24 protein-coding genes and 1 tRNA gene are annotated in these 25,069 nt (G+C 72.1%); 11 read left to right on the top strand and 14 right to left on the bottom strand.

The features are described 5' to 3' along the window. The first annotated feature begins 5 nt into the window (after positions 1-5). Entirely contained in the window at positions 6-1,298 is a 1,293-nt protein-coding gene (locus tag EHO50_RS05280) for a glycoside hydrolase family 26 protein (protein ID WP_128428585.1), read from the top strand. Here the strand turns inward: EHO50_RS05280 and EHO50_RS05275 are convergent. From EHO50_RS05275 to EHO50_RS05240, 8 genes are read right to left on the bottom strand one after another with little or no spacing between them, the layout of a single operon-like run. Then, a complete protein-coding gene (locus EHO50_RS05275; RefSeq protein WP_128428584.1) occupies positions 1,295-2,410 on the bottom strand; it encodes a GNAT family N-acetyltransferase in 1,116 nt (371 codons plus the stop codon). The two genes, EHO50_RS05280 and EHO50_RS05275, sit on opposite strands and share 4 nt — an antisense overlap. After that, positions 2,407-3,078, bottom strand: a complete 672-nt coding sequence (locus EHO50_RS05270) for a YveK family protein (protein WP_128428583.1) — start codon at positions 3,076-3,078, stop codon at positions 2,407-2,409. Before EHO50_RS05270 ends, EHO50_RS05275 begins: the two co-directional genes overlap by 4 nt. Next, a complete protein-coding gene (locus EHO50_RS05265) occupies positions 3,078-4,217 on the bottom strand; it encodes a glycosyltransferase (protein ID WP_128428582.1) in 1,140 nt (379 codons plus the stop codon). Before EHO50_RS05265 ends, EHO50_RS05270 begins: the two co-directional genes overlap by 1 nt. Then, complete coding sequence (locus EHO50_RS05260) at positions 4,214-5,017, bottom strand: polysaccharide deacetylase family protein (RefSeq protein WP_128428581.1); 804 nt, start codon at positions 5,015-5,017, stop codon at positions 4,214-4,216. The genes EHO50_RS05265 and EHO50_RS05260 overlap by 4 nt, the downstream gene beginning before the upstream one ends. Beyond that, the gene (gene murJ, locus EHO50_RS05255) at positions 5,007-6,896 is read right to left on the bottom strand and encodes a murein biosynthesis integral membrane protein MurJ (RefSeq protein WP_246101022.1); all 1,890 of its coding nucleotides are present in this window, start codon (positions 6,894-6,896) and stop codon (positions 5,007-5,009) included. Before murJ ends, EHO50_RS05260 begins: the two co-directional genes overlap by 11 nt. Further along, on the bottom strand, positions 6,893-8,272 hold the full coding sequence (locus tag EHO50_RS05250; protein ID WP_425472131.1) for an O-antigen ligase family protein: 1,380 nt from the start codon (positions 8,270-8,272) through the stop codon (positions 6,893-6,895). Before EHO50_RS05250 ends, murJ begins: the two co-directional genes overlap by 4 nt. 6 nt (positions 8,273-8,278) lie before the next feature. After that, a complete protein-coding gene (locus EHO50_RS05245; protein ID WP_128428580.1) occupies positions 8,279-9,745 on the bottom strand; it encodes an exopolysaccharide biosynthesis polyprenyl glycosylphosphotransferase in 1,467 nt (488 codons plus the stop codon). Beyond that, positions 9,742-10,881, bottom strand: coding sequence for a glycosyltransferase (locus tag EHO50_RS05240; RefSeq protein ID WP_128428579.1), 1,140 nt, complete (start codon positions 10,879-10,881; stop codon positions 9,742-9,744). The genes EHO50_RS05245 and EHO50_RS05240 overlap by 4 nt, the downstream gene beginning before the upstream one ends. Positions 10,882-11,273: 392 nt before the next feature. Here EHO50_RS05240 and EHO50_RS05235 point away from each other — a divergent pair, with 392 nt between their 5' ends. After that, entirely contained in the window at positions 11,274-11,576 is a 303-nt protein-coding gene (locus tag EHO50_RS05235; protein WP_128428989.1) for a hypothetical protein, read from the top strand. A gap of 359 nt (positions 11,577-11,935) precedes the next feature. Here EHO50_RS05235 and EHO50_RS05230 read toward each other — a convergent pair whose 3' ends face one another. The 4 genes from EHO50_RS05230 to EHO50_RS05215 all read right to left on the bottom strand — a co-directional run bounded on the left by EHO50_RS05230 (position 11,936) and on the right by EHO50_RS05215 (position 13,901). Continuing rightward, positions 11,936-12,256 carry a hypothetical protein gene (locus EHO50_RS05230; protein WP_062714413.1) on the bottom strand — a complete coding sequence of 107 codons (321 nt, stop codon included), beginning with the start codon at positions 12,254-12,256 and terminating at the stop codon, positions 11,936-11,938. 60 nt (positions 12,257-12,316) lie between these two features. Beyond that, a complete protein-coding gene (locus tag EHO50_RS05225; protein ID WP_128428578.1) occupies positions 12,317-12,637 on the bottom strand; it encodes a hypothetical protein in 321 nt (106 codons plus the stop codon). A 62-nt stretch (positions 12,638-12,699) separates the two neighbouring features. Next, positions 12,700-13,035 (bottom strand): hypothetical protein, encoded by a 336-nt coding sequence (locus EHO50_RS05220; protein ID WP_128428577.1) that lies wholly within the window; start codon positions 13,033-13,035, stop codon positions 12,700-12,702. A gap of 473 nt (positions 13,036-13,508) precedes the next feature. Beyond that, the gene (locus EHO50_RS05215; protein WP_246101021.1) at positions 13,509-13,901 is read right to left on the bottom strand and encodes a hypothetical protein; all 393 of its coding nucleotides are present in this window, start codon (positions 13,899-13,901) and stop codon (positions 13,509-13,511) included. A 233-nt stretch (positions 13,902-14,134) separates the two neighbouring features. On the opposite strand from EHO50_RS05215, the gene EHO50_RS05210 reads away from it, so the two are divergent. The 5 genes from EHO50_RS05210 (at position 14,135) to EHO50_RS05190 (ending at position 17,615) form a co-directional block, all read left to right on the top strand. After that, a complete protein-coding gene (locus tag EHO50_RS05210; RefSeq protein ID WP_128428576.1) occupies positions 14,135-14,872 on the top strand; it encodes a glycoside hydrolase family 16 protein in 738 nt (245 codons plus the stop codon). After that, positions 14,866-15,477, top strand: coding sequence for a vitamin K epoxide reductase family protein (locus tag EHO50_RS05205; protein ID WP_425472130.1), 612 nt, complete (start codon positions 14,866-14,868; stop codon positions 15,475-15,477). The genes EHO50_RS05210 and EHO50_RS05205 overlap by 7 nt, the downstream gene beginning before the upstream one ends. A 101-nt stretch (positions 15,478-15,578) precedes the next feature. Next, positions 15,579-16,076, top strand: coding sequence for a tyrosinase family oxidase copper chaperone (locus tag EHO50_RS05200; RefSeq protein WP_128428574.1), 498 nt, complete (start codon positions 15,579-15,581; stop codon positions 16,074-16,076). Next, positions 16,060-16,920, top strand: coding sequence for a tyrosinase family protein (locus EHO50_RS05195; RefSeq protein ID WP_128428573.1), 861 nt, complete (start codon positions 16,060-16,062; stop codon positions 16,918-16,920). The genes EHO50_RS05200 and EHO50_RS05195 overlap by 17 nt, the downstream gene beginning before the upstream one ends. Positions 16,921-17,018: 98 nt before the next feature. Next, entirely contained in the window at positions 17,019-17,615 is a 597-nt protein-coding gene (locus tag EHO50_RS05190; RefSeq protein ID WP_128428572.1) for a DUF2087 domain-containing protein, read from the top strand. A 43-nt stretch (positions 17,616-17,658) separates the two neighbouring features. On the opposite strand, the gene EHO50_RS05185 is transcribed toward EHO50_RS05190, so the two are convergent. Further along, complete coding sequence (locus EHO50_RS05185; protein ID WP_128428571.1) at positions 17,659-18,618, bottom strand: D-2-hydroxyacid dehydrogenase family protein; 960 nt, start codon at positions 18,616-18,618, stop codon at positions 17,659-17,661. A gap of 105 nt (positions 18,619-18,723) precedes the next feature. On the opposite strand from EHO50_RS05185, the gene EHO50_RS05180 reads away from it, so the two are divergent. Next, positions 18,724-19,680 (top strand): NAD-dependent epimerase/dehydratase family protein, encoded by a 957-nt coding sequence (locus EHO50_RS05180; protein ID WP_128428570.1) that lies wholly within the window; start codon positions 18,724-18,726, stop codon positions 19,678-19,680. Positions 19,681-19,800: 120 nt separating this feature from the next. Next, a complete protein-coding gene (locus EHO50_RS05175) occupies positions 19,801-20,577 on the top strand; it encodes an SDR family oxidoreductase (protein WP_164904751.1) in 777 nt (258 codons plus the stop codon). A gap of 63 nt (positions 20,578-20,640) precedes the next feature. Here EHO50_RS05175 and EHO50_RS05170 read toward each other — a convergent pair. Beyond that, positions 20,641-20,713, bottom strand: a tRNA-Arg gene (locus tag EHO50_RS05170). Positions 20,714-21,035: 322 nt separating this feature from the next. Here EHO50_RS05170 and EHO50_RS05165 point away from each other — a divergent pair. Together EHO50_RS05165 and EHO50_RS05160 are read left to right on the top strand one after the other, a co-directional pair. Further along, positions 21,036-22,643, top strand: coding sequence for a dynamin family protein (locus EHO50_RS05165; RefSeq protein WP_128428569.1), 1,608 nt, complete (start codon positions 21,036-21,038; stop codon positions 22,641-22,643). 3 nt (positions 22,644-22,646) lie between these two features. Then, positions 22,647-25,064 carry a YfjP family GTPase gene (locus tag EHO50_RS05160; protein ID WP_128428568.1) on the top strand — a complete coding sequence of 806 codons (2,418 nt, stop codon included), beginning with the start codon at positions 22,647-22,649 and terminating at the stop codon, positions 25,062-25,064. The last annotated feature ends 5 nt before the right edge of the window (positions 25,065-25,069 follow it).

The raw sequence follows: 25,069 nt of genomic DNA, 5'->3' as shown, positions 1-25,069 counted from the left end.
GATGCATGGCCCCTGAACACCGCCGGTCCGCCGTCAGACGGCTGGCGTTCGTCGCCGCCGCACTGGTCGTGTCGGCGGCCCTCGCTCCGGGCCCGGCCTTCCCGGTCCAGACCGCCTCCCACCCCGACCCGCCGCGCCCCGCGCCCGTGACGCATTCGGCGACTCCGGCCGAGCCCCCTGAGGGAAGGATCGCGCGCTTGCCGGCATTCGGCGCGTACCTCGACTACGGGCCCGCCGGGCTGGAGCGCATGAAGGAGCTCGGCCGCTGGCTGGGCGGCCATGAACCGCGCGTGGGGCACACGTATCTGCCGGGGGACCTGTGGCGCAACATCGAGGGCGGGCACGGCTTCCTCGACAGCTGGGCCAAGTGGCGGCAGGACAAGGCCGACCGGATGCTCGTGCTCAACGTTCCGATGATGGAGCGCAACGAGGAGAACGTCCCTGACGGGGAAGTCAGGCAGTTGCTGCGGCGCGCCGCGGACGGCGAGTTCGACGACCACTTCGAGGTGCTGGCGGAGCGCCTGGTCGAGCTGGGCGCGGAGGACACGGTCATCGTGCTCGGCTGGGAGATGAACGGCGTCACCTACACCCATCGTTGCGCCCCCGACCCGGAGAGCTGGAAGCGGTACTGGAGGCGCATCGTCACCGTCATGCGCTCCGTGCCCGGACAGGACTTCAGGTTCGACTTCGCCCCGAGCCGGGGCAGGGACGCGATTCCCTGGACCCAGTGCTACCCGGGCGACGACTTCGTCGACATCGTCGGCATGGACGCGTACGACCAGCCGCGCGGACTCACCTTCGACCAGCAGGTGTCCGAGCCCTACGGCCTCCAACACCACGTGGACTTCGCCCGGGCCCACGACAAGCCGATCTCGTATCCCGAATGGGGCCTGTTCCGCAACGGCGACAACATCACGTGGATGCTGCGCATGCTCGCGTGGATGGACGAGCACAAGCCGCTGTACAACACGATCACCGACTACTGCCCGCACGGCGTATGGCTGTGCTCCGACAATCCCCGCGCCTCCGCCCTGTACCGCCTGCTGCTGTCCAGCCCCTTCGCCCCGCAGCCGCACCCACAGCCGGAACCGGGGCCGTCGGTACCCGTCCCGACCGCGCCCACGGCCCCCGCCGATTCGGACCCGACCCCGACCCCGACCCCGGCGCCGGACGGGCCGGTGACGCCCACGCCCATGCCCTCCAAGCTGCCGTACTGCGCGCCGCTGGACCTGGCGAAGTGGTTCGAGGAGCAGGTCGGCGGCAAGCTCACCGTCTGCCTGCAGTGGGCGGAGCGCTAACGGTGATCGGGCGGAGCGGCGTTCGGGCGCAGGACCTGCTTGGCCCGGCGTCGCGCGGCCGCCTCGCCGGCCGCGGCCGCCAGCAGCGGGACGGTGCGCCGCCGGGCCAGCAGAAAGCGCTGGTTGGGGACGGTCTCGGGGTGCCAGCGGTACTTGTACGGTTCGTCGCCGCGCAGCAGGCTCAGCACCCGGGGCCCGCCGCGGGACGTGAGGTGCTCGGTGGACGCGTGCAGCAGCATCGCCGTCACGTCCACCTTCCGCTCCTCCCGCAACCGCGGATGAAAGCCGTACAGGTACGTGCCCGCCAGGCCTCCTGACAGCACGTTCAGATTGACCGCCACCACCTCCCCGTCGAGGAGAAACCGCGTCACCGTCGCCTCGCCGGACCGGGCCATGGGGACGACCGAGCGGACCAGGTGCTCCAGGAATCGGGGTCGGGCGTGCTCCGGCGACATCCCTCTGCCCTGCCATTGCAGCCGGTGCAGTTCGAGGAGCCGGCGCAGCGCGGCCCCGGCGTCGTCGGGGCTCACCTCGTGCCACTGGATGCCGAGCCGGGCGAGCCGGTTCACCTTGTTGCGGACTCGCTGGGCGTGCCTCGACGACAGCCGCTCGACCAACTCGCCCATGGGTACGGCCGGCAACTCCAGGCACACCGAGTCGCGAACCCGGTGACGCGGGCCGCGCCAGCAGAGGTAGACCCGCTCCATCGCGCCGCCCGGCCGCACCTCACGGAAGTCGATCAGGGCGGTGCGGGCCAGGTCGGCCAGGGCGTCCGCCAGCGCCCCGGCGCCCTGCGGGCCCACCGCCCGGTCCAGGAGCACATCGCAGAAGTCGGTGATGGCACCGCCGACCGGGACCAGTGCCGGCAGCGGGTGGTGCACCCGCATCAGCGGTGCCGCCGCCACCAGTTCACCGCTCCGGCGCACCAGGACGAGCCGCAGCCTGCCGGGGCTGCCGTACGACAGCCACCACGAGTGCAGCCAGGCATGGCTCTGGAACGGCGTCGCCGACGGGCACGCCCGGTACAGCCGTTCCCACTCCCCGGCCAGCTCCGCGAAGGCGCGCTCCTCGGTGCACACCTCCACCGACAGCGCGCGGCCGGACGCGGTCATCCAAGCGTCCCGCGGGCGTCGGCGGCGCCTGCCGGGCCGGGTACCGACGCCACGCTCCGGTCGTCGTCCTCGGCGGACCGCCGCGGCCGGGCCAGCAGCGCGAGGCCGCCCAGCAGACCGCCGGCGCTCGCGCCGACGAGCGAGGTCAGCGCCGGTGACGCGGACGACGGCTCGGTGGGTTTCAGGGCACGGGCGAGACGCTCCAGCTTGATGCCGGTGTCGCCCTTGGTGTGGTCCGCCTGTGTCACCAGCGCGCGGGACACGGCGTTGGCCATGTCGACGGCCTGGCCGGGGCTCGACGACGTCGCCGAGACCGCGACCATCGGCGCGTCCGGCGACGTCGCGACCTGCACGCTCTCGCGCAGCGTCGTCACCGGCACACCCGCCCACATCTGGGCGTCCCCGAGCACCGCGAGCTGGGGGGCCACCCGGCCGTACGCCTGCGCGAAGCCGAGCGCGTCGGTGCAGTCGGCGTCGGTCTCGCCGGTCGACACAGCGACGACGGAACTGGTCGCCGTGTACTGCGGTGGCCGCAGCAGGCCGTACGCGCCGCCGGCCACCGCACCGAGCAGCGCGCCGGCGGGCAGCAGCCACCACGCGGGCAGCCGCTTCACACGGGCGCCCGCACGGTCGGGCAGCGGGGTACGCCGATCGGGGGTGTCGGTCATCACGAACTCACTTCCGAAGTCGAGCCGGACACAACGGCCGTGTACAGATCCATCAGCTGCCGGGCGGTGCACGCGATGTCGTAGCGGTGTACGACGTCCGGGACGGTCCGCTCGCCCGGTCCCGCCGCCCGCAGCCGCAGCACTTCCCGCGCGAACGCCCCGGCGCCGCCCCGGACCTGCCGGGCGCCGGGTACCGCGTCGGGCGGCAGGTCCTCCACGGCGGGGCAGCTCGCGTACAGCACGGGCAGCCCGGCCGCCAGCGCCTCCACCACGGCCAGGCCGAAGGACTCCTCCGGCGACGGCGAGGCGAGCACGTCCATCGCGGACAGCAGGGCGACCAGGTCGGGTGCGGCATCGCCCGGGTCGGGCAGATACGGCCGCTCGCCCGTCAGCACCACCCGGTTCGCGACGCCCAGATCCCGGGCGGTGCGCCGCAGCACCTCCGCCTCGGGCCCGCCGCCGACCAGCAGCAGCCATACGTTGCCGGGCAGCAGGGCCAGTGCCTGCAGGAGCAGGACGAAGCGCTTGCCCGGGGCGAGGCGCCCCACGCCTCCGACGACGTACGCGTTGTCGGGCAGCCCGTGGAACGCCCGTGCCTCCTTGCGGCGCACCTCGTCGTACTGGAACCGGGGCGCTTCGATGCCGTTCGGGATGACCCGGATGCGCGGCCCGGGCACGCCCCAGTGCCGCAGCCGTTCGGCCACCGTCGGCGAGACGGCGACCGTGGTGTGGCCGAGGCGCTCGCCGGCCAGGTACAGCGCACGCACGCCCCGGCTCAGCGGCCGGCCCTCCAGCCGGGTGGTGCCGATCGAGTGCTCGGTGGCCACGACGGTCCGAACTCCCGCGAGCCGCGCCGCGATACGGCCGTAGAAGCAGGCCCGGTACAGATGGGTGTGGACGAGGTCGTAGCCGCCGTCGCGGATCAGCCGGGACAGACGTGGCAGCGCGCGCAGGTCGCGGTTGCCGTCCATCCCGAGGTGGGTGACCTGGACACCGTCGGCGGTCAGGCCCGCGGCGACGGCGCCGGGGTTGGTCAGCGCCACCACGTCGCACTGCGCGGGGAGGTGACGCAGCAACAGCCGCAGTTGCTGTTCCGCCCCGCCCACGCCGAGGCCGGTGATGACGTGCAGGGCTTTCATGCGGCCTCCAGGGCACGGCCGTAGCATCGGGCCAGGCGCCGCTTCAGCTCCAGCCGCACCGCGGTGTCCGCCTCCCCGACGTGGATGCGGGGCAGCGCGAAGTCGCCGGAGCCGGCCGGGCCGGGGCCGATCGCGCAGGCGTAGCGGTAACCGGCCCGGCGTACGGCGTCGGCGACACGCTCGTCGAGTCGGCCGTACGGGTAGCAGAACCCCTCGATGCCGACGCCGATGATCCCGGCGAGCCGGTGACGGCTGTCGTTGACCTCGGTGTGCAGCACCCGATCCGTGGCCCTGGTCAGATCGAGGTGGGTCAGACCGTGCGAGGCGACCTCCATGCCCGCGGCCACGGCGCTGCGGATGCCGTCCACGTCGAGCAGCGGCTTGCGCGGGCCGGTCGGCTCCCACGCGTTCTCGCCGCCGAGCCGCCCGGGCAGCACGAACACGGTCGCCGTGAAACCCCGGCGACGCAGCACGGGCAGCGCGGTGGTGACGAAGTCGGTGTACCCGTCGTCGAAGGTGAGCCCCACCAGCCCGCCCTCGGCGCCCCGGGCGCGCGCCGCGAGCAGCTCACGCACACTCACCCCGCGCAGGCCGCGGCGGGCCATCCAGGCGAGCTGCCGATCGAGCCGGGCGGGGGTGACGGTGACGTTGTACGGGTCGTCCCGGCAGTCCGAGACGGAGTGGTACATGGCCACCCAGGCGGCGGGACGCCGCTTGGGGCGGCTCCCCGCGACCGGTGGGGGTGGGGGTGGGGGATCGGGTTCGTCCGCGCGTGGCGCGGCCAGGATGTCAGCGACCATGGCGAGGCTTTCGTGTGACGGAGCGACGGAATAAATGCGCGACAGAACGTGCGACGGAGAGGAGGAGGGACCGGGCGTCCGCCGTGTCGAGGATCCAGGTCAGCAGCAGGAAGACGGCGGCAACGCAGGTGCAGCAGGCGGCGACGGCCGCAGCGGGCGAGGCGAACAGCCCCGCGCAGACCAGTCCGGCGGCGGTGGCGCACAGGGCCGCGTACACCGGTCCGGCCAGTCCGGCGACGACCCGGCGCACGCGCACGGGCACGGTGCGCGGACCCAGGCCGTGCAGCAGGAGCAGCGCGGTGAGGGTGATGCCGGCCGCGTTGGCCCCGGCGATGCCGCGCGCTCCCCAGGGGCCCACCGCCCAGACGCTGATGACGACGGTGGCGAGCGTGCCCACGCCCATCGCGCCCAGCGGGTACCAGGTGGTACGGCCGGCCGAGAAGTACGACTGCACGAGCGCCCCCACCAGCGTGTGCCCGAGCAGTCCCACCGCGTACACCCGCATGACGGCGGCGGTCGCGGCGGTGTCCTCGGCCGTGAACGCGCCGCGCTGGAACAGGAGCTGGACGATCTGCGGCGCACAGGCCACGACCACGGCCGCACCGAGCAGGACCAGACACGCCGTCAGCACCAGGTCCCGCTCGACCCGGTCCCTGGCCCGCCGCATGTCGCCCTCGGCGATGGCCCGCGCCACCACCGGGAAGGTGACGACGCACACCATCAGCGACAGCGACATCGGCAACTGGGCGACCTTCTGGGCGTAGTTGAGGTGCGAGATGGCACCTGCGGGCAGCCCGGACGCGAAGTAGCGCTCGATGAGGACCTGCGACTGCCGGCACAGGGCGAAGAGCAGGACCGCACAGACGAGACCGACCGCGAGCCGCCGCCCACCGTCCCCGTCGTAGGGGGGCATGGACGCAGACGCAGACGCAGACGCAGACGCAGACGCGGACCGGCCGGGTCGCCCGGCGAGCCGCCGCCACAGGAACGGCGCCTGTACGGCGGCCATCAGGCACCCGCCGAGCGCGACCCCGAGTGCCGCGGACCGCACACCCCAGCGGGCGGCGAGAACGAACATCGTGGCGATGATCGCGGCGTTGTACGCGATGTAGATCGAGCCCGGCGCGAAATAGCTGCGATGAGCCCGCAGCGCCGCGCTGCAGTACCCGGCCAGCCCGAAACTCAGCACGCAGGTCGCGGTCAGCCGGGTGCAGGACACGGCCAGGGACGGGTCGGGCAGCCCGGGCGCCAGCACGGAGACCAGCAGCGGCGCCCCGGCCGCGAGCAGGGCGGCCGCACCGGCGAGCGCGAGGCACAGCCGCGGCAGCGTGGCGGCGACCAGGGCGTGCACCGGGTCGGGGGCGCCGATCCCGCTCGCCCGCAGCGCCAACGCCACACTGAACGCGGGCACGAGCACGAACGCCATACCGTCCTCGATCAACAGCGTCGACGCCATCTCGGGCAACGTCCAGGCCACCAGGAACGCGTCGGTCTCCATACCGGCACCGAAGAGATGCGCCAACGCCTGATCCCGCCCCAGCCCGAGCAGCGCCCCGGCCATGGACAGCGCGGCGGACAGCAACGTGGCCCTGGCGAGGAAGCGGCCCGAGGGGGCGGCGGTTCGCCGGGCGGCCGGTGGGCCGGGGCGGGTGGGGGGCGCGGGCGGGTGGGGGGTGTGCGTGTCGGTCGTGGGGCCGGAGTGGGCGCCTGTCGGGTGGGGGGCTTGCGTGTCGGGTGCGGGTGCGGGTGCGGGGTCGGGGAGGGCCTTGATCGGGTGCGGGGCCTTCACGTCGAGCCTGTGGTCGGGGCGGTGGTCGGTGGGGAGCGGGGTCGTCACGGCGGTCGGGTGTTCGGGGCGGACGCCCTCGGCGCGCGTCATCGCTGGCCTGCTTCCGCAGCCGGGGCCGGCGCCCCGTCGCGTGCCAGCGCCCACCAGGCGGCGAGGCCGAAGCAGATCCCCGTAAGGACGGTGGAGGGGCCGCCGATGTCGGCGTACAGGAAGTTGACGAGCTGCCACAGCAGCAGCCCGCAGGCCGGGAGTGCGCAGTCCCAGGCGTGGCCGTTGTGTCGCAGGCGGCGCAGTGCGCACACCAGCAGGGCCAGCCAGCTGCCCGCCACCGTGAGCAGACCCAGCAGGCCCTGCTCGCTGAGCAGCAGCAGGTACATGTTGTGCGGGGAGAGCAGGGGCTGGCGCCGGAAGGCCTGGCCCGCTCCCTGGGTGTCGCTGCCCGACGACAGCGCCAGCGAGGCATGGCCGTCCCGGTGTGCGGGAAAGGCTTTCAGCCCCACGCCCGTCACCGGGTGCCCGTGCCACATGTCGGTGGCCGCCGCCCACATGGTGTACCGGTCCACGACCGACTGGTCCGGCGCCGCGGCGACCTGGGTGATGCTGGTCAGCCGCTCCTGCAACGCCGCGGCGCCCACGCCGAGTCCGCCCACCAGCACCACCGAGGCCGCGGCCGCCGCCGCGAGCACCTTCACCGCCCGCCGCATCCCGGCCAGCAACAGCTGCGCCCCGCAGGCGACCGCCGTGGCGATCCAGGCGCCCCGGCTGAAGGACAGCGCGAGCGGCACGAGCAGTACCAGCGCACATCCGGCCGCCACGACCCTCCCCCACCCTTCGGGCGGGGGTACCCCCAGCCGCCGCGCCCGCGTCCCGAGGGCGAGACCGGTCGCGGCCACCACGCCGTACGCGACGACGCTCGCCATCCCCATCACGTCGGACGGGCCGAAGGTACCCACCGCCCGGATGCCGGCACCCTGGTACAGGGCCCCGGTCCCGGTGAGGTACTGGTGCACTCCGACCGCGCCCTGCCACAGCGCGAGGCCGACCAGGGACCACAGCACCAGCCGCGCGCCCCGCCGGTCGCGCACCAGCAGCACCACCGCGACCGGGACCAGTACGAACACCTGCAGGTGGCGGGCCAGTCCCGTGATCGCGTCGCCGGTGGTCACGGCCCCCGCCGCGGCGACCGCGATGCCCACCACGGGCAGCCCCAGCACGAGAGCCGCCGTCCGCGTCAGCGGGCGCCGCGCCCGCCGTACGGTGTCCACGGCGGCCCACAGCACGACCAGCCCGGAGGCCGCGTCGGCGGGTGTGGCGGCGCTGTCCGGCGCGACCGGCAGCCCCAGCAGGACGACGACGGCCACGACCGGCAGGACGGGCAGGACGGGGCCGGCCCGGCGCAGCGGCGACGGCGGCGGCGCCGGCAGCGGCGGTGCCAGCGGGGGAGAGGCCGCCGAGGAAGTGGTCACCGGCGCTCAGCTCCCCGTCGGCCGTACGAACTGTGCCGCCGTGCGCAGCAGGATGCAGACGTCCTGCCACAGCGACCAGTTGTCGATGTAGGCGTTGTCGTAGCGGCACCGGTCCTCGATCGAGGTGTCACCGCGCAGCCCGTGGATCTGGGCGAGCCCGGTCATCCCGGTCCGCATCCGGTGGCGGGCCGGGTAGCCCGGATGGGCCTGGCTGAACTTGGCGACGAAGTAGGGCCGTTCGGGCCGCGGGCCGACCAGGCTCATGTCACCGCGGAAGACGTTCCACAGCTGCAGCAGCTCGTCCAGCGAGGTGCGGCGCAGGAAGTGGCAGAAGCGGCTCATGTCCTGCTCGTCCGCCACGCTCCAGCGGGTCGCCGCCTCGTGTGCGCTGGCGGGCCGGTGGGTGCGCAGCTTCAGCATCGTGAACGGCCGCCCGTCCTTGCCGACCCGCTCCTGCCGGAACACCACGCCGGGCCCGTCCATGACCCGCAGCACGACCGCGCACACCAGCAGCACCGGGCCGGTCAGCACCAGCAGCGAGCCCGAGAGCACCACGTCGAGCATCCGCTTGCCCGCACTGCCGCGCCGCCGTCCGCCCCTCGGCCACAGCAACCTGCGCGGGAAGCCGGCCAGCTGCCCCGCCCCCTCGTGACACCCGCCGAGCCCGTACCCGGGGGAGTCGGCGTCCAGCTCCCACAGCACACATCCGTACGCGGCCAGCCTCCGCAGCAAGGCGGCCTTCTCCACCCGGGTCGCGGCCCCCACGACGAGCACCGTCTCCACACCGTTCTGGATGAGCGCCAAACGTGCGTCCTGCGTGGTGGTGAGTACCGGCAGACCGGGCGCGTCGTCGATGTCGCCGAGGACTTCCGGGTCGTCGGCGACGACACCCACCGGCCGTACTCCGCAGCCCGGTTGGCGCAGCAACGCGGCCGCGACCCGCCGGGCCGCCGCGACCGGCCCGACCACCAGGGCCGGGCAGGGCCGGCGCCGCAGTGCCCGGTGCCGGCTCCCGTGCACCACCGCGCGGCCCGCGCAGGCCGCCACGCAGTGCACGGCGACGGCGCCGACCAGCATGCTCATCGACAGCGACCGCAGCGGGGAGAGCGCCACAACGGCCGCCCAGCCGACGGCGATCCGGCCACAGACGGCCGGGAGTTCGTCGAATACGCCGGGGACGACCGAGGTGTCGTACAGCGAGGCCCGCCGGTTCAGACCGATCACACCGAGCGCCAGCAGCGCGAAGACCAGCGGATACCTGTGCGGTGCGGGCACGACCAGAGCGGCCAGCAGGGCGGCGCCGCCGTCGACGAGCCCCAGGAACGCCCCGCAGGCCCACCGCGGACGCCGGGCACCCCGGCCGGCGGGCCCCCGGCGTCCGGCGGCGAGACCGCGCGGGCCGAGAACGGAGCAGGCGCCCTCGGGCGCCGGCTGCTGCCCCGCAGGCGAGGCAACGGTGCTGTCCGCGGTCATGTGGTGATGCACTTCCTGCCCTCGTTGGGTACGACCGGCGTGCCGGCGACGCCGAGCAGCTCGCGGTACACGTCGGTCATGGCGTCCGTGGCGTGCCGCAGATCGTGGGCGGCGAGCACATGTGCCCGGCCCTGTGCGCCCAGCGCCGTGCGCAGCGGTTCGTCCCGCAGCAGCTCCGTGAGCGCCCGTGCCAGCGCGCCGGGGTCCTCCGGCGGCACCAGACAGGACGGCGGCCGGCCGGGCGGAAGACTCTCGCGCGCACCGTCCACGTCCGTGACGACGACCGGCCGACCGCACGCCATGGCCTCCAGCGGGGCGAGCGCCATGCCCTCCCAGCGGGACGGCAGGACCACGACGTCGGCGGCCCGGTACCAGGGGGCGGTGTCGGACCTCGCCCCGGCGAACTCCACCGACGCGGGCGCCCCCGAGCGCAGCCTGTCGGCGTCCGGGCCGTCGCCGACCAGCACCAGCCGCGCGCCGGCCACCTGCCGCACCACTTCGGGCCAGGCCGCCAGGAGCACGTCCTGCCCCTTCTGGCGGCACAGCCGGCCCACGCACACGACGAGTGGCCCCGCCCCGGACCGCGCTCGGTCGCCCTGCGGCCGGAACCTGTGCGTGTCCACCCCGTTGGGGACCACCCGCCACGCGGCGGCGATCCCGCACCGCTCCCCGGTACGCCGCTCGGCCTCGCTCACGCACACCACGCGTGTCGCCCACCGCGCCCCGAACCGCTCCCAGCCCCGCGCCAGATGCGCCATGACGCCGTCAGCGGCCTCGAACGACCAGGCGTGCGGCTGAAAGACGGTCGGAAGGCGGCCGTGCACCGCGAGCCGGGCCGCGAGCCCCGCCTTCGCGCTGTGCGCGTGCACCAGGTCCGGCCGCACCTCGCGCACCAGCCGCGCCAACTGCCGTACCTCGCCCGGGAGTCGACGCCCCGGTGAGCGGGTCGCGTCCCAGCGGAGCACTGTGCGGCCCGGCCCGCGCAGGCCGTCCGCCAGCGTGCCGCCCTCCGGACAGGCCACCGTCACCCGCAGCCCGGCGGCGAGCTGTGCCGCCACCAGGTCCGTCACGACCCGCGCGACTCCGCCCTCGACGGGCTGAGCGACATGCAGAATGTGCGGCACGGAACTGCGCATGACCGAGGCCGCCCTTCCGACGAAAAGAGTCCGAACCAGCAACACGATGTGTGGCTCGCGTTCGGCTTCCTGGAGTCATGGGACGAGCAGCACCAGCCACTTATCCATATTTATCTCCCATCCGGTGAACGATGGTGGAATGATCGCGTTTTCTGAGTGGTTTCTCGTACGGGACCACCCGTTTGGTGCCATGGGCCGTTCGGGGCCCGTGCCCGCGGCGCAGCGGGTCTTTTCGTATGAGTTCCTGGAACTTGTCGGCAGCAGAGTTTCCACGGCGATCCCCTGTCGTTAGCCCAGGAGAACCGAGACCGAGTCACTCGCGACGCCCGAGGCGTGAAATCCCGTCCGGCGGGCGCGAGTTACTGAAGTCGAGTCCCCACGAAAGGAACATGATGAAGAACCTGAAGGCTGCTGCCGTCGTCGCCGGCTCCCTCGCTGTCGCCGGAGTCGCCGGCCCCGCCGCCGCGGTGGACATGCCGGCGCAGGGCCTCGTAGACAACGGCAAGACGGTGGCCCGTAGCCTCCCCGACGCCGCCAAGCTGCCGACGGGCTACGTGGGCAACAACGTGAAGCGCACGACGGACGGTGTGAAGCAGGGCGTGAAGAAGTCGTCCGTGGTGAAGACCCCCGTCTTCGGCGGCACGCTGCCGAACCCCGTCGACGGCCAGCTGCTCGGCGGACTCCCGATCAGGTAGGCGATCAGGTAGGCGATTCGTTTCCTCGACTTCGTCGCCCATCGGCTCGACGTTCCGGGCCGGCTCCGTATCTCTCGGAGCCGGCCCTTCGTCATGTTCTTTTATCGTCATGTTCTTTTATTCTTCGCCGCATTGGGCCAAACGAAGGAACCAGGGTGACCACAGACGGCCCAGCACCGTTGGTCCAATCGAATGGGCGCTCATTCCTCCTTGTTGGCGCTCCCTCATTTGGGCCCTGTCTGCGTACCGCTGCAGACAGGGCCCACGAGTTTGGTGCCGAGATCTCCGAAATCACCGTGCACAAAAGCCGATGGCGGCCTGCCGGGTTTCCGGCGGACCGCCATCGGCTGGAGCACTGCTCAGAACAGCAGGCCGCCCACGTACGGGGCGTTCTGCGCCTGGTCGACCTTGGCCGTGTTGCAGGCCGCGTAGTGCGAGTTCGGAGCAGCGACGCCGCCGAGAACGGCTCCGTTGGACCACGGGGCGAGGCAGCGAGCGTCGAGGAGGGCGCCGTTGACGACGGCGATCCCCTGCTGGGGTTCGTTCACGACGACCGGAGACGTCGAGAAGCCGCTACCGCCCTTGACCGTGGTGGTGTCACCGTCGGCCGCGGCGGTGCCGCCGGTCGCGAGGACGATGCCCGCGGCGATGGCGGAGATGGCCGTAACCTTCTTACGCATAAGTTGAGCCTTTCCGGGCTGCGTTCGGGATTTACCTGCTCCGAATGCTCGGAGCAGGAGTCAGAACAGCAGGCCGCCCTTGTACAGGGCGTTCTGCGACTGGTCGATCTTGGCCGTGTTGCAGGAGGCGTAGTGCGAGTTCGGCGCGACGACGCCGCCGAGAACGGCTCCGTTGGACCACGGCACGGCACAGCGCAGGTCGACGGCCGTGCCGTTCACGATGACGGCGCCCTGCTGGGGCGCGTTCACGACGACCGGGGACGTCGAGAAGCCGCTACCGCCCTTGACGGTGGTGGTGTCAGCGTCGGCCGCGGCGGTGCCGCCGGTCGCGAGGGCGATGCCTGCCGCGAGCGCGGAGATGGCCGTAACCTTCTTACGCATGAGTTGCGCCTTTCGGGCTGCGTTGGGGTGATTCAGGTGCTGCGAATAGTTCGGAGCAGAGGTCAGAACAGCAGGCCGCCCGCGTACGGGGCGTTCTGCGCCTGGTTGACCTCGGCCGTGTTGCAGGCGGCGTAGTGCGAGTTCGGTGGGACGACGCCGCCAAGGACGGCTCCGTTGGACCACGGGGCGAGGCAGCGACCGTCGACGACGGTGCCGTTGACGACGAGAATGCCCTGCTGGGGAGCGTTCACGACGACGGGGGCCGTCGAGAATCCGCTACCGCCCTTGACGGTGGTGGTCTTGCCGTTGCCGTCGTATTCACCAGCAGAGGCCAGGCCTGCAGTTCCGACGACGGTGCTGAGGGCGAGGGCCGTGATGACCGCGAACTTCTTGGACAACTCGGTTCCTTCCTGAATTCACGGTTGCGCACGCTTACGAAAAGGAAACCCGTATATGCGCGCCTAAGTCACGGCGGGAACAATCAAACGTGGCCAGATTCCTTCGGATGGCGCAACGGAGCCTGACCCGCCGTCACAACCCGCTTTACGTTCATTCCGGGAGAAGGTCCCGGCCATGCGGGAACCGGCGCGAATCACCTGGTGTTCCGGGAAAATGCGGGTGCATTGGGCCGAATGGAGCCGGCCGGAACGGCGGCCGACATGCGTCCGGCCCACCGGCAGGGGGAGGGCCGGTGGGCCGGACAGATGGTTCGCGGGTGCAGTGGGCTTCGGGCCCGCCGTGTGCGGAGGGGGAGCTGCGGGTCCGGATCCAGCGTCTGGGCCTGCTGTCGGTCTCCGGCTCCCGAGAACCGGATCAGAGTCTCAGAATTCCGGGAACAGCTCTGTCCCGCGAACATACGGGACCAAGGTCTTCACTTCTTGGGGAGCAAGGTGCCGAGCCCCGAAGCGGTCGGCGCATGCAGCGGGTGCACCTGGACCGATCCGGTTCCGACCGGGTTCTTCACCGGAATCGTGGGCTTCTTGGCGGCATTCGGGTCCATTCCGTCCAGGTAAACGCCGGACATTCCCCCGGACTTGTTCTTGTCGAACGCGCTGCCCTTTGCAACACCGCCTTCGCGGGCCAGCCGTGTCACGGCATCGGCCGCGGGCAGGATCGCCGGGCTCACCTTGGTCGGGGACATGAGCCCCCCGATCGGACTGGTGGAGATTCCCGATCCCCCGGCGGCCGACGCCGCAGCGGCCGAGCCACCCACAAGACCCGCACCGATGGCCAACGCAGCAGTGGTGAAAACTGCCTTCTTCATGATTCACCTCGCTTGAAAGTACCTCTGATCCGACGGTTGGAGAACATAGCAGTCCAAGGCCGCTGCAAAAGAGACACGTTGCTCCATACGCGTGAAATTCGCAGGGGTGAAGAATGGAATGCACAGAGGCATTCGGAGGGATTGACATCTGGTCGGCGAATCGATTGATCGTATGGTTCGTCCAGCCCGGTCGACCGCATGCGCGACCCGAAAGAGGAATTACCCTCGCCGCCATGACCACCGACAGCGTCAAGTTCACGCCGGCCGCGACCGCCGACAGGTCGCTCATCTGGTCGGAGGAGTTCAGCACACCGATCGCCTGGGGCGCCAAATGGGTCGGCGACAGAACGAGCGCCTACCGCTACTGCGATCACAACCCGGACGACAACAAGCTCGACCGACTCGACCCCGGCTGCGTGACCGTCTCGGGCGGCACGGCCACCTTCACCGCCACACCCTCCGGCCACACCCTGGAGAACGGCCGCCAGGCCTGGCGCACCGGCCTGCTCACCACCGAGTACTCCGACGAGGGCTTCCGGGTGAGGACCGGCGACTACGTCGAGGCCCGCCTCCAACTGCCCTCCCGGCTCGGGGCCTGGCCGGCGCTGTGGACCTGGAAAGACGGCGAGAACGAGGTCGACTCCTTCGAGTACCACCCGGACAACCCGCATCTGCTGGAGCTGTCCAACCACGTCAACTGCGGTTCGACGTACTACACCGACGAGGACGCCATCGCCCCGGACAGCTGGGTGACCATCGGCACCTGCTACGGCGCGTGTTCCGTCGAGTGGTACGTCAATGGCGCGTGCGTCTTCTCCGACGGCACCGGCGTCGGCGCCGACTGGTCGGCGTATCTGATCCTGAACCTGTCGGTGTGCGCCGGCGAGCACCACCCGGCGCCCTGCGGCCCGGCTCCGATCACCTTCGGCGTCGACTACCTCCGCGTCCACCGCGAGGCAGCGCGGTGGTGACCCCGACCCCGGCCCCGGGCGCGCGGCGGACCGTGGGCGGCGGCCGGGCGTTCGCCCTGCTGCTCGTGCTCACCGGGGCGGCCGGGCTGCTGGCCTCCTGGGTCATCACCCTCGACAAGTTCAAGCTGCTCGAGGACCCGGACTTCACCCCGGGCTGCAGCCTGAACCCCGTGCTGTCCTGCGGCAGCGTGATGGAGAGCGACCAGGCCGAGGCCTTCGGGTTCCCCAACCCGATGCTGGGCCTGGTGGCCTACGGCATCGTGATCTGCGTCGGCGTCAGTCTGCTGGCCGGGGCCGCCTTCCCGCGCTGGTACTGGCTGGCCTTCGGGGCAGGATGCCTCTTCGGGATCGGGTTCGTCTCCTGGCTGCAGTTCGAGTCCCTGTACCGGATCAACGCGCTGTGCCTGTGGTGCTGCCTGGCCTGGCTCGCGACGATCCCGCTGTTCTGGTACGTCACTTCTTTTCTTGTGCGCAACGGCTTCCTGCCCGCGCCGGGGCCGGTGAAGGCCTTCCTCGCGGAGTTCACCTGGGTACTTCCGCTGCTGCACATCGGGATCGTCGGGATGCTGATCCTGACCCGTTGGTGGGACTTCTGGACGAGTTGAGGCCGACCGGGTGACACCGCCGTATGGGCGTTCCGGCGGTGACCGTGGGGCGTCCTGGACGGTTACTCGTACGAACAGCCGAACCGTACGAGGAGTGAGCGATGGCCGTCAGCGCAGACGGAGTGTCGGTGGGTGCTGTACAGGGGGCGGGCGCCCCGGTGAGCGGCGAGACGGGGCGGTGGACACGGCGGGAGGCGGCGCGGCTGCTGTTCGCCTCCGTCGCCGTGGCGTTCACGCCGGTGCTCGCCGCCTCCCGGCCCTCGCAGTCCGCGGATGGGCAGCACGAGACCGGCACCCCCTTCGACGAGACCTACCGCGGCCGCCGTATCCAGGGCGCCCCGCTTCCCTTCGAGGGCCTCAGCGCCCTCGGCGTCGAATGGCGGGTCACCGTGGACGGCCGCCCGCTGCACCTGATGCGCCGCGCCGACGGCACCTGGCTGAGCATGATCGACCACTACAGCTGGTACCGGACGCCGCTGGAGGCGACCCGCGCGGCTGTCGACGAACTCGGACCCCGCCGACGGCTGCTCGACCTGGCTCCCGGGCCGTTCCACGGCGGGCACCTGCACATGGAGGCGGAGCATGGTGTACGTGCGTAAGAACGTCAGCAAGCTGACGCGCACCGAGCGGCGGCGGTTCGTCGAGGCGCTGCTCGAGCTCAAACGCAGTGGCGAGTACGACGAGTTCGTACGGCTGCACATCGAGCACTTCGTCGGCGACGGCGACCGCGGACTGCGCGCCGCCCATATGACGCCCTCCTTCCTGCCCTGGCACCGCCGGTTCGTGCTGGACATGGAGAGCGCCCTGCAGCGTGTCGACCCCTCGGTGACGGTGCCGTACTGGGATTGGACCCGGGACCGTTCGACCACCTCGGTGCCGTGGACCGACGATCTGCTCGGCGGCACCGGGCGGCCCGTGGACCGGCAGGTGATGACCGGGCCGTTCGCCTACCGGACGGGCAACTGGACCATCACGGAGAGCATCACCAACGTCGAGTTCCTCACCCGGAACCTGGGCCGCCCCCGCGATCCGATCGACCTGCCCACCCGGGACGATCTGAACTGGGCGCTGAAGGACCCCGTCTACGACGTCGCCCCGTGGGACTCGACGGTCACCAAGGGCTTCCGCAACAAGATGGAGGGGTGGGGCAGCGGCAGGGTCGTCTGGCGCAACCACAACCGGGTGCATCGCTGGGTCGGGGGCGTCATGCTCGGCGGCGCGTCCGTCAACGACCCCGTCTTCTGGCTGGTCCACGCCTTCATGGACATGCAGTGGCAACGCTGGCAGCGGCGCCACCGCAAACACCGCTATCTGCCGGCGAAGCCGCCCGGCCGGGGCAGCGCGCAGTACGGCCGGATCGTCGCCCGGCACGAGCGACTGCCACCGTGGGACGTGACTCCGGACGAGCTGGAGGACATGTCCGCGATCTACCGGTACGCCTGAGGCCCGCCTCGCCATGTCCTGCGTCGCCTCGCCTCGCCTCGTTTCGGTTCGCGGAAAAATCGGTTAGCTCCGCGGCCGATGTCCACTAGCCTCCGGGCATGGCTACCGATCCGACGGAACAACTGGTCCGGCTGTTCGCCGAGGAGAGCCGGGTGCGGGCCTTCGCCGCCGTGGCGCTGGGCGCGGGGAGCAGTGAGCAGGTCGCCCGGGCGGCGGGGCTGTCCCCGAAGGAGACGGCCGTGGCGCTGCTCCGACTGCGGGAGCAGGGCGTGGTGACGGCTGGGGACGACGGGGAACTGGGCGTGGCGTACGGCCTGTTCAAGGAGTACGCGCGGGAGGCGGCGCGGCGGGAGAACGACGCCGCGGCCGCCGGGAGCCCTGCCTCCGGGGACGACCGGACCGACCTGGTCCTGCGCACCTTCGTCCGGGACGGGCGGCTGGTCCGGCTGCCCGCGCGGTGGACCCGCAAGAAGCTGGTGCTGCGCCACATCGCCGAGCAGACCTTCGAGCCGGGTGTCGAGTACCCGGAGCGGACCGTCGACGACAAGCTGCGCGTCTGGTGCGAGGACAGCGACGACATCGACCATGTGGCGCTCCGGCGCTATCTGGTGGACCTGCACCATCTGAGCCGGAGCGAGGGGATCTACCGGCGGCCGGTCGAGGCCGCGCACGACGGGGACGCCGACATCGCCTGACCGCTGACTGACCCCCCGCCGGAGCGCCGCGGCAGCGCCGGCCTCAAGGCAGCCGTCGTACCGGTGAACCCGCCAGGTACGCCTGGATGTTCTCGACCGCCTGGCCGTAGTACGTGGCGTAGTTGGCCTGCGAGACATAGCCCAGGTGGGGTGTGGCGAGCAGGCGGGGGGCCGTGCGCATCGGGTGGTCGGCGGGGAGGGGCTCGATGTCGAAGACGTCGACGCCGGCACCGGCGATGCGGCCCTCGTGCAGGGCGGTGAGCAGGGCGTCCTGGTCGACGATCGCCGCGCGTGAGGTGTTGATCAGGTACGCCGTCGGCTTGAGGAGGGCGAGTTCCGACGCACCGAGCAGGCCTCGGGTGCGGTCGCTCAGGGCCAGGTGGACGGAGACGAAGTCGCTCTCGGCGAGCAACTCCTCCTTGGAGGGAGCCAGTTGGACGCCCACCTCGTCGGCGTACTCCTTGGTGAGGTTCTGGCTCCAGGCGGTGACGTGCATGCCGAAGGCGAGGCCGACCTGGGCCACCCGGCTGCCGATCTTGCCCAGGCCGAGCAGTCCGAGACGGCGGCCGTGCAGGTCGGCGCCGACCGTGTGCTGCCAGGGGCCACCGGAGCGCAGGGCGTTGCTCTCCTCGACGATGCCGCGGGCGAGGCCGAGCAGTAGGGCCCAGGTGAGTTCGACGGGCGGGGTCGAGGAGCTCGCCGTACCGCAGACGGTGACGCCGTGCGCCTCGGCGGCGGCGTAGTCGATGACCGAGTTGCGCATGCCGGAGGCGATCAGCAGCTTCAGCCGGGGCAGACGGGCGATCAGGGAGGCGGGGAAGGGGACGCGTTCCCGCAGCGTGACGACGATGTCGAAGTCGGCGAGGGCCGCGGCGAGGGCGTCCTCGTCGGGGAGGTGGGTGGTGAAGGGGACGACCTCCACGTCGTCCGCGAGGGGCGAGAAGTCGGCGACCTCGGTCGACACGCTCTGGAAGTCGTCGAGCACAGCACAGCGCAGCCGCACGGTGGTTCCTTTCCATGGCCAGGTGGAACGACTGTACGGAACGCGCAGTACCGTGAAGGACCTGGCCGCCGAGCCGGTCCGTGGGCCGGCAGGGAGGAACTCACCTTGTCACCACGCTTACTCGTCACCGGTGCCGGCGGCTTCATCGGAGGTCATGTCGTCGCGGCTCTCGGTGAGTCGCGGGACGTGACGCCGTCCCGGATCCGGCTGCTGCTGCGCCACCCCGGGAGCCTGCCGCCGGCCGGCGGCCCCGTCGCCGGCGCCCCGGCGGCGGATGTCGTACGCGCGGACCTCGCCGACCCGGCGTCCCTGCGCGGTGTCTGCGACGGCATCGACGTCGTACTGCACTGCGCCTCCCACATCGGCGACGACGAACGCCTCACCGAGACCGTCAACGACCACGGCACCCGCGCCCTCGTCGAGGAGGCGACGCGCGCAGGTGCGGCCCGGGTCGTCTACGTGAGTACGGCCGCCGTATACGGCCGGGGGCCCTTCACCGGAGCGCTCCCCGGCGAGTTGCCGCTCGCGCCGGTCTCGCCGACCAGCCGGTCCCGCGCCGCCGCCGAGCGGCACGTACTGGACGCCGGCGGGGTCGTGCTGCGCCCGCACCTCGTGCTCGGGGCCGGCGACCGATGGGTGGTGCCGGGGCTGGCCGGCCTGCTGGGGCTGCTGTCGGCCGGCCTGAAGGGCTGCACCGCCCGGCACTCCGTCGTCGACGTACGGGCGTTGGGGCGTGCGGTGGTCGCCGCCGGGCTGTCGGACCGGGACCTGACGGGCGCGCATCACGTCAACCACCCGGAGCCGGTGGACTGTTCGGAACTGCTGGACACGCTGGCCGACCGGCTCGGCCTGCGCCTGCCGGGCCCGCCCGTGGACATCGACGAGGCCCGGACCCGGCTCGCCGGCCGGCCGCGTGCGCTGCACCACCTCGGCATGCTCGCCGTGGACCACTGGTTCGCGGACGACAGGTTCTGGGGCGCCGTCGGGGCCGATCCCGGAACGGGGTTCGCGCGGAGCCTTGCCGAACACGCCGTGTGGTACCGGGAGTTCATGGGCCGGTGAGGCGTCGGTCCGGCACGCTTTCTCTCCTCTGCTCCCTCCTCCGTTCCTGCTCTCTCCTTCGTTCCTACTCTCTCCCTCGTTCCTGCTTCCTTCGATACACAAGGTCTTCGTGAGGTCTTCGTGGATACCCAACGCGCACTGAAGGGCAAGATCGCACTGGTCACCGGGGCCGGCCGGGGAATCGGCAGAGCCATCGCCGGGCGGCTCGCGCACGACGGGGCGCTCGTCGGCGTCCATTACGGGCACAGCGCGGACGCCGCCCAGGAGGTCGTGGCGGAGATACGCAAGAACGGCGGACGAGCCTTCCCGGTCGAGGCGGAACTCGGCGTGCCGGGCGATGCCGACGCCGTGTTCGCGGCCTTCGACGCCGGGCTGCGCGCGGAGAGCGGCGTCGAGGGCTCGCTCGACATCCTGGTGAACAACGCGGGGGTGAGCGGTTCGGGGCCGGTGGGGCAGGCGGTTCCCGAGGTCTTCGACCGCATGATCGCCGTCAACGCCAAGGCACCGTTCTTCCTCGTGCAGGGCGCGCTGCCGCGGATGCGTGACGGTGGGCGCATCATCAACATCTCCTCGCTCGCCACACGACGGGCCTTCCCCGAGTCCGTCGCGTACGCCATGTCCAAGGGTGCGCTGGACACCATGACCCTGTGTCTGGCGAAGGAGCTCGGCGGCCGCGGCATCACCGTCAACACGGTCGGGCCGGGGTTCATCGAGACGGACATGAACGCCCGGCGCAGAGCGACGCCCGAGGCACGGGCCGCCCTGGCCGCGCGGTCCGTCTTCGACCGCATCGGCAGGCCCTCCGACGTGGCCGACGTGGTGGCGTTCCTCGCCTGCGACGACTCCCGCTGGATCACCGGTCAGTACCTCGACGTCAGCGGGGGCACCGACCTGTGACGCCGCCCCGGACGTGAGGGAGCGGCAGCAAAAACGCCCTCCCGAAGGAGGGCGGAGCATGAGCGCCCCCGGCAGGACTCGAACCTGCGGCCAAGCGCTTAGAAGGCGCCTGCTCTATCCACTGAGCTACGGGGGCCGGTTGTGGTGGCCTCGGTCGTGGTGCCCGGGGTGCGGGCTGATCCGTGACGATGCCGGGGACAAGGATAGGGCTCCCGCGTCCATGTCCCAGTTGCTTCGCCTCCGTGGCTCGATGTGGAGGTTCGGTGAAGCGGTCCTGATAATCGCAGGCAGGTGCGAATCGTGCACCGCTTTTGGCCTCGTACGCCCCGGGTGTTGTGCACTCGTTATGCCTGGACTGTGCCTGTGTCCCAGTCGCCCCTTCCATCCCTTGTGTCCCGTCGGCGCGCAGACATGCTCATATGCTTCAGAATTCCCCTAAAATTGGGCATTCTTCGCATGTGGTGACCTTGGACGTACGGCCTCAGCTGCTCGACGCACTCTCCGCCCTGCGCGACCGTGTCGCCGCCGCACGCTTCCCGCTGCCCCTGGCGGGGGCCCCACGCGCGCGTGCCAACCGCGACGAACTGCTCGCGCAGCTCGACGACTATTTGGTGCCCCGCTTGAGAGAGCCCGAAGCGCCCTTGCTGGCCGTGGTGGGAGGATCCACCGGCGCCGGGAAGTCGACGCTCGTCAACTCCCTCGTGGGCAGACGCGTGACCGAGGCGGGCGTGCTGCGGCCGACGACGCGAAACCCGGTGCTGGTCTGCCATCCGGAGGATCATCATTGGTTCAGCGGGATGCGCGTACTGCCCGATCTCACACGTGTGTGGGTGCCCGAGCACGATCCGGCGGACGAACTGATGCTGCCAGGCGAGGACGGCGCGCGCGTGCTGCGCGTCGAGACCGCCGACACGATGCCCGCCGGGCTCGCCCTCCTCGACGCGCCCGACATCGACTCCCTGCTCGCCGACAACCGCGCCCTCGCCGCCGAGCTGATCTGCGCGGCCGACATCTGGGTCATGGTCACCACGGCCGCGCGCTACGCCGATGCCGTCCCCTGGCACCTGCTGCGTACCGCCAAGGAGTACGACGCCACCCTGGTGACCGTTCTCGACAGGGTTCCCCATCAGGTCGTGTCCGAGGTGTCGCGGCAGTACGGGGCGCTCCTCACCAAGGCCGGCCTCGGCGAAGTACCCCGCTTCACCGTGCCCGAGCTGCCCGAGTCGGCCTGGGGCGGCGGACTGCTGCCGGCCAGCGCCGTGGCGGCCCTGCGCACCTGGCTCGTGCAGCAGGCCCATGACCCGGCGGCCCGGGAGCACGTCGTGGCCCGTACGGCATACGGGCTTCTCGACTCCCTCAAGGCCCGCATGCCCGAGCTCGCCAGTGCCGCCGCCGCCCAGTACGCGGCCGCGCTGCGGCTCACGGCCGCCGTGGACAGCGCGTACGACAGCGAGTACGCGCGCGTGCGCAGCCGACTGCAGGCCGGCGCCGTACTCGCCGGCGACGCCCTGAAGCGCTGGCGCGCCTTCCCGCTGGACTGCTCCGCCGGGGAGCTCCTCGACTCGCTGGTGGACAGCCTGAGCACCCTCCTGCTGTGCGCCGTCACCGCCGCCGACGAGCGCGTCGACGACGCCTGGCAGCGCGAACCGGCCGCCGCCGCCCCCGAGCTGACGGGCCGTGAACCGAGGCCGGAGAGTGTCGAGCACCGCATCGGGCTGGCCGTACGGCGCTGGCGGCGGGAGCTCGAGGAGTACGCCGAGGACGAGGTGAGCGTCCATGACCGCAGCGTCGTTCCCGATGCCGAGGTCGTCACCGCCCTCGTCGCCACCGCGCTGCTGGGCGCCCGCCGGGCGCGGTCCGCGGGGGAGGGGCTCGCCGAGCGGATCGGGGCACACGGCGCGCTGCGGCTGCGCGACCGGGCCGGGCGGCTGCTCGCCGAGCACCTGGACCGGGTCATGCACCACGAACGCGAGCGCCGGCTCGCCCCACTCGACGCCCTGGAGATCCATCCGGACCCCCAGGCCGAACTCATCGCCGCGCTGTCCGTACTGCTGAAGGAGAGGTGACCGGTGACTGCCGTCACTGACCAGGACCACACGGAGCACGCCGATCAGCGGGAGGACGTCGTCACCATGGACGACGAACGCGAAGCCGGTATCCCTGCGGACGTCCACAGGGACGTCCCCGTGGACGTCCCAATGAGCGTCTCTGCGGAGGGCGCTCCCGATGCCGCGGGCGCACGCGACGCGGCGGACGCCCGCGGTGCGGAGAAGCCTTCCGAAAGCGCCCTCCCCGCAGAGGGCCGCGCGGAGGCAGGCCCCGGCGACGGCGAGAGCCCCGCTGCGGCCGAGGAGCCGGACAAGCGGGCTCTCTGGAGGACGCCGGCGAAGCGGGAGGGGCGGCCCAACGACGACCACGCGCGCGTGGGGGATGCCGACACCGACGCGCGCGGGGGCCGCCCCGACGCCGGCGGCCACGAGGGTGGCGGCCACGACGCCGGCGACACCTCACGTCGTACGCAGTCCTCGCCTCGTACGCAGTCGGTGTCTCGTACGGAGCCGTCCTCGTCCCGTACGGAATCCTCCTCGCGTCCGCAGCCACCCTCGTCCCGTACGGAGTCCTCCTCACGTCCGGAGCCCCCATCGCGCAAGGAGCCCTCTTCGCGGAAGGAGTCCTCCTCGCGTCCGGAGTCTTCGTCCCGCGCGGAGCCCGCCTCCCGCAAGGAGTCCCCTTCGCGCACGGAGCCCCCCTCACGCGCGGACTCCCCTTCCGGCACGGAATCCGCGACCCCCTGGGACGACGGGCTCATCGCACGGCGGGTGAATGAGAGCGCCGCCGCGGAGCAGCCCGCTGTCGTGGAGCCCCGGGCCGTCGGCTCGCCGGTCGTGACGCCGCTCGCGTACGACGGGGCGCTACGGTCCCGGCTCGACGCGCTGCGTGAACTGGTCGGGCTCTCCCGCACCCGGCTCGACAGCAAGACGCTCGCCGAGGCGGGCAAGGTGCTCGACGAGGCGGCGTCACGGCGCAGGCTCTCCGGTCAGCACACCGTCGTCGCGATCGCCGGCGCCACCGGCAGCGGCAAGTCGCAGCTCTTCAACGCGCTCGCCGGAGTGACCATCTCGGAGACCGGCGTACGGCGTCCGACGACCGCCGCGCCCCTCGCGTGCAGCTGGAGCGACGGCGCGGCCGGCCTCATCGACCGGCTCGGCATCCCACCACGGCTGCGGCGGCGCCCGGCGCAGAACGCGACCGCGGACGGGCAGCTGCGCGGGCTCGTCCTGGTCGACCTGCCCGACCACGATTCGGCGGCCGTACAGCACCGCGAGCAGGTCGACCGCGTTCTGGCGCTCGTCGACGCGGTCATCTGGGTGGTCGACCCCGAGAAGTACGCCGACGCGATGCTGCATGAGCGCTATCTGCGGCCGATGGCGGGGCACGCCGAGATCATGTTCGTCGTCCTCAACCAGATCGACCGGCTGCCCGGGGAGGCCACCGACCAGGTCCTCGACGACCTGCGGCGGCTGCTCGACGAGGACGGCATCGCGCTGGGCGAGCACGGCGAACCGGGCGCGACCGTGCTCGCGCTGTCCGCGCTCACCGGGGACGGCATCGGCGACCTGCGCGAGGCACTCGGCCAGTTCGTGGCGGAACGCGGGGCCGCCGCACGCCGGATCTCGGCCGACGTGGACGCCGCCGGGTGGCGGCTGCGGCCCGTGTACGCGGCGCGGCGGCGGACCGGGCTCAGCGAGGAGGCGCGGGACGAGTTCTCCGCCCGGCTCGCGGACGCGATCGGCGCCACGGCCGCGGGCGAGGCCGCAGAGCGGGCCTGGCTGCGCAACGCCAACCGCGCGTGCGGGACGCCCTGGCTACGGCTGTGGCGCTGGTACCAGGACCGGGGCGAACCGCCGACGGGACGCCTGACTCTGCGCGGCCAGACGGACGAGGAGGCCACCGCGCGCCAGCGCGTCGAACAGGCGGTGCGGACGGTCGCCGACCGTGCGTCGGCCGGGCTGCCCACGGCCTGGGCGCAGGCGGTGCGTGAGGCGGCCGTACGCGGGGCCCAGGGGCTGCCCGAGGCGCTGGACGAGCTGGCCGCGCGGGCCGGACTGCCGCCGGGGCGGCCGCCGCGGCCGGGCTGGTGGCCGGCGGCGGTCCTGGTGCAGGCCGCCATGACGATCCTTCAGGTCATCGGCGGGCTCTGGCTGGTGGGGCAGATCGTCGGGGTCATGGCACCCAACCTGGGCGTGCCGGTGCTGTTGATGGTGGCGGGCATCGTCGGCGGTCCGTTCGTCGAGTGGGGGTGCCGGATCGCGGCACGGGGCCCGGCACGGCGGTACGGCCTGGAGGCGGAACGGCGGTTGCGGGAGGCGGCGGCCGGGTGCGGGCGGGCCCGGGTGCTGGATCCGGTGGCGGCGGAGTTGCTGCGCTATCGGGAGGTTCGGGAGCAGTACGGGCGAGTGATGGGGGCGGGGGTCGCGGCGAGGTGAACTGA

Origin of the sequence: Streptomyces cyaneus (assembly GCF_004028635.1) — a bacterium.
Lineage (GTDB): Bacteria > Actinomycetota > Actinomycetes > Streptomycetales > Streptomycetaceae > Streptomyces > Streptomyces cyaneus.
The sequence above is the reverse complement of the archived record's forward strand: the minus strand, read 5'-3'. Positions and strand labels throughout refer to the sequence as shown.

Bases quoted from the DNA above. Each gene is read 5' to 3' on its own strand.
- EHO50_RS05280 (WP_128428585.1), top strand. From the start codon at position 6: ATGGCCCCTGAACACCGCCGGTCCGCCGTCAGACGGCTGGCGTTCGTC.
- EHO50_RS05275 (WP_128428584.1), bottom strand. From the start codon at position 2,410: ATGACCGCGTCCGGCCGCGCGCTGTCGGTGGAGGTGTGCACCGAGGAG.
- EHO50_RS05270 (WP_128428583.1), bottom strand. From the start codon at position 3,078: ATGACCGACACCCCCGATCGGCGTACCCCGCTGCCCGACCGTGCGGGC.
- EHO50_RS05265 (WP_128428582.1), bottom strand. From the start codon at position 4,217: ATGAAAGCCCTGCACGTCATCACCGGCCTCGGCGTGGGCGGGGCGGAA.
- EHO50_RS05260 (WP_128428581.1), bottom strand. From the start codon at position 5,017: ATGGTCGCTGACATCCTGGCCGCGCCACGCGCGGACGAACCCGATCCC.
- murJ (WP_246101022.1), bottom strand. From the start codon at position 6,896: ATGACGCGCGCCGAGGGCGTCCGCCCCGAACACCCGACCGCCGTGACG.
- EHO50_RS05245 (WP_128428580.1), bottom strand. From the start codon at position 9,745: ATGACCGCGGACAGCACCGTTGCCTCGCCTGCGGGGCAGCAGCCGGCG.
- EHO50_RS05240 (WP_128428579.1), bottom strand. From the start codon at position 10,881: ATGCGCAGTTCCGTGCCGCACATTCTGCATGTCGCTCAGCCCGTCGAG.
- EHO50_RS05235 (WP_128428989.1), top strand. From the start codon at position 11,274: ATGAAGAACCTGAAGGCTGCTGCCGTCGTCGCCGGCTCCCTCGCTGTC.
- EHO50_RS05230 (WP_062714413.1), bottom strand. From the start codon at position 12,256: ATGCGTAAGAAGGTTACGGCCATCTCCGCCATCGCCGCGGGCATCGTC.
- EHO50_RS05225 (WP_128428578.1), bottom strand. From the start codon at position 12,637: ATGCGTAAGAAGGTTACGGCCATCTCCGCGCTCGCGGCAGGCATCGCC.
- EHO50_RS05215 (WP_246101021.1), bottom strand. From the start codon at position 13,901: ATGAAGAAGGCAGTTTTCACCACTGCTGCGTTGGCCATCGGTGCGGGT.
- EHO50_RS05210 (WP_128428576.1), top strand. From the start codon at position 14,135: ATGACCACCGACAGCGTCAAGTTCACGCCGGCCGCGACCGCCGACAGG.
- EHO50_RS05200 (WP_128428574.1), top strand. From the start codon at position 15,579: ATGGCCGTCAGCGCAGACGGAGTGTCGGTGGGTGCTGTACAGGGGGCG.
- EHO50_RS05195 (WP_128428573.1), top strand. From the start codon at position 16,060: ATGGTGTACGTGCGTAAGAACGTCAGCAAGCTGACGCGCACCGAGCGG.
- EHO50_RS05190 (WP_128428572.1), top strand. From the start codon at position 17,019: ATGGCTACCGATCCGACGGAACAACTGGTCCGGCTGTTCGCCGAGGAG.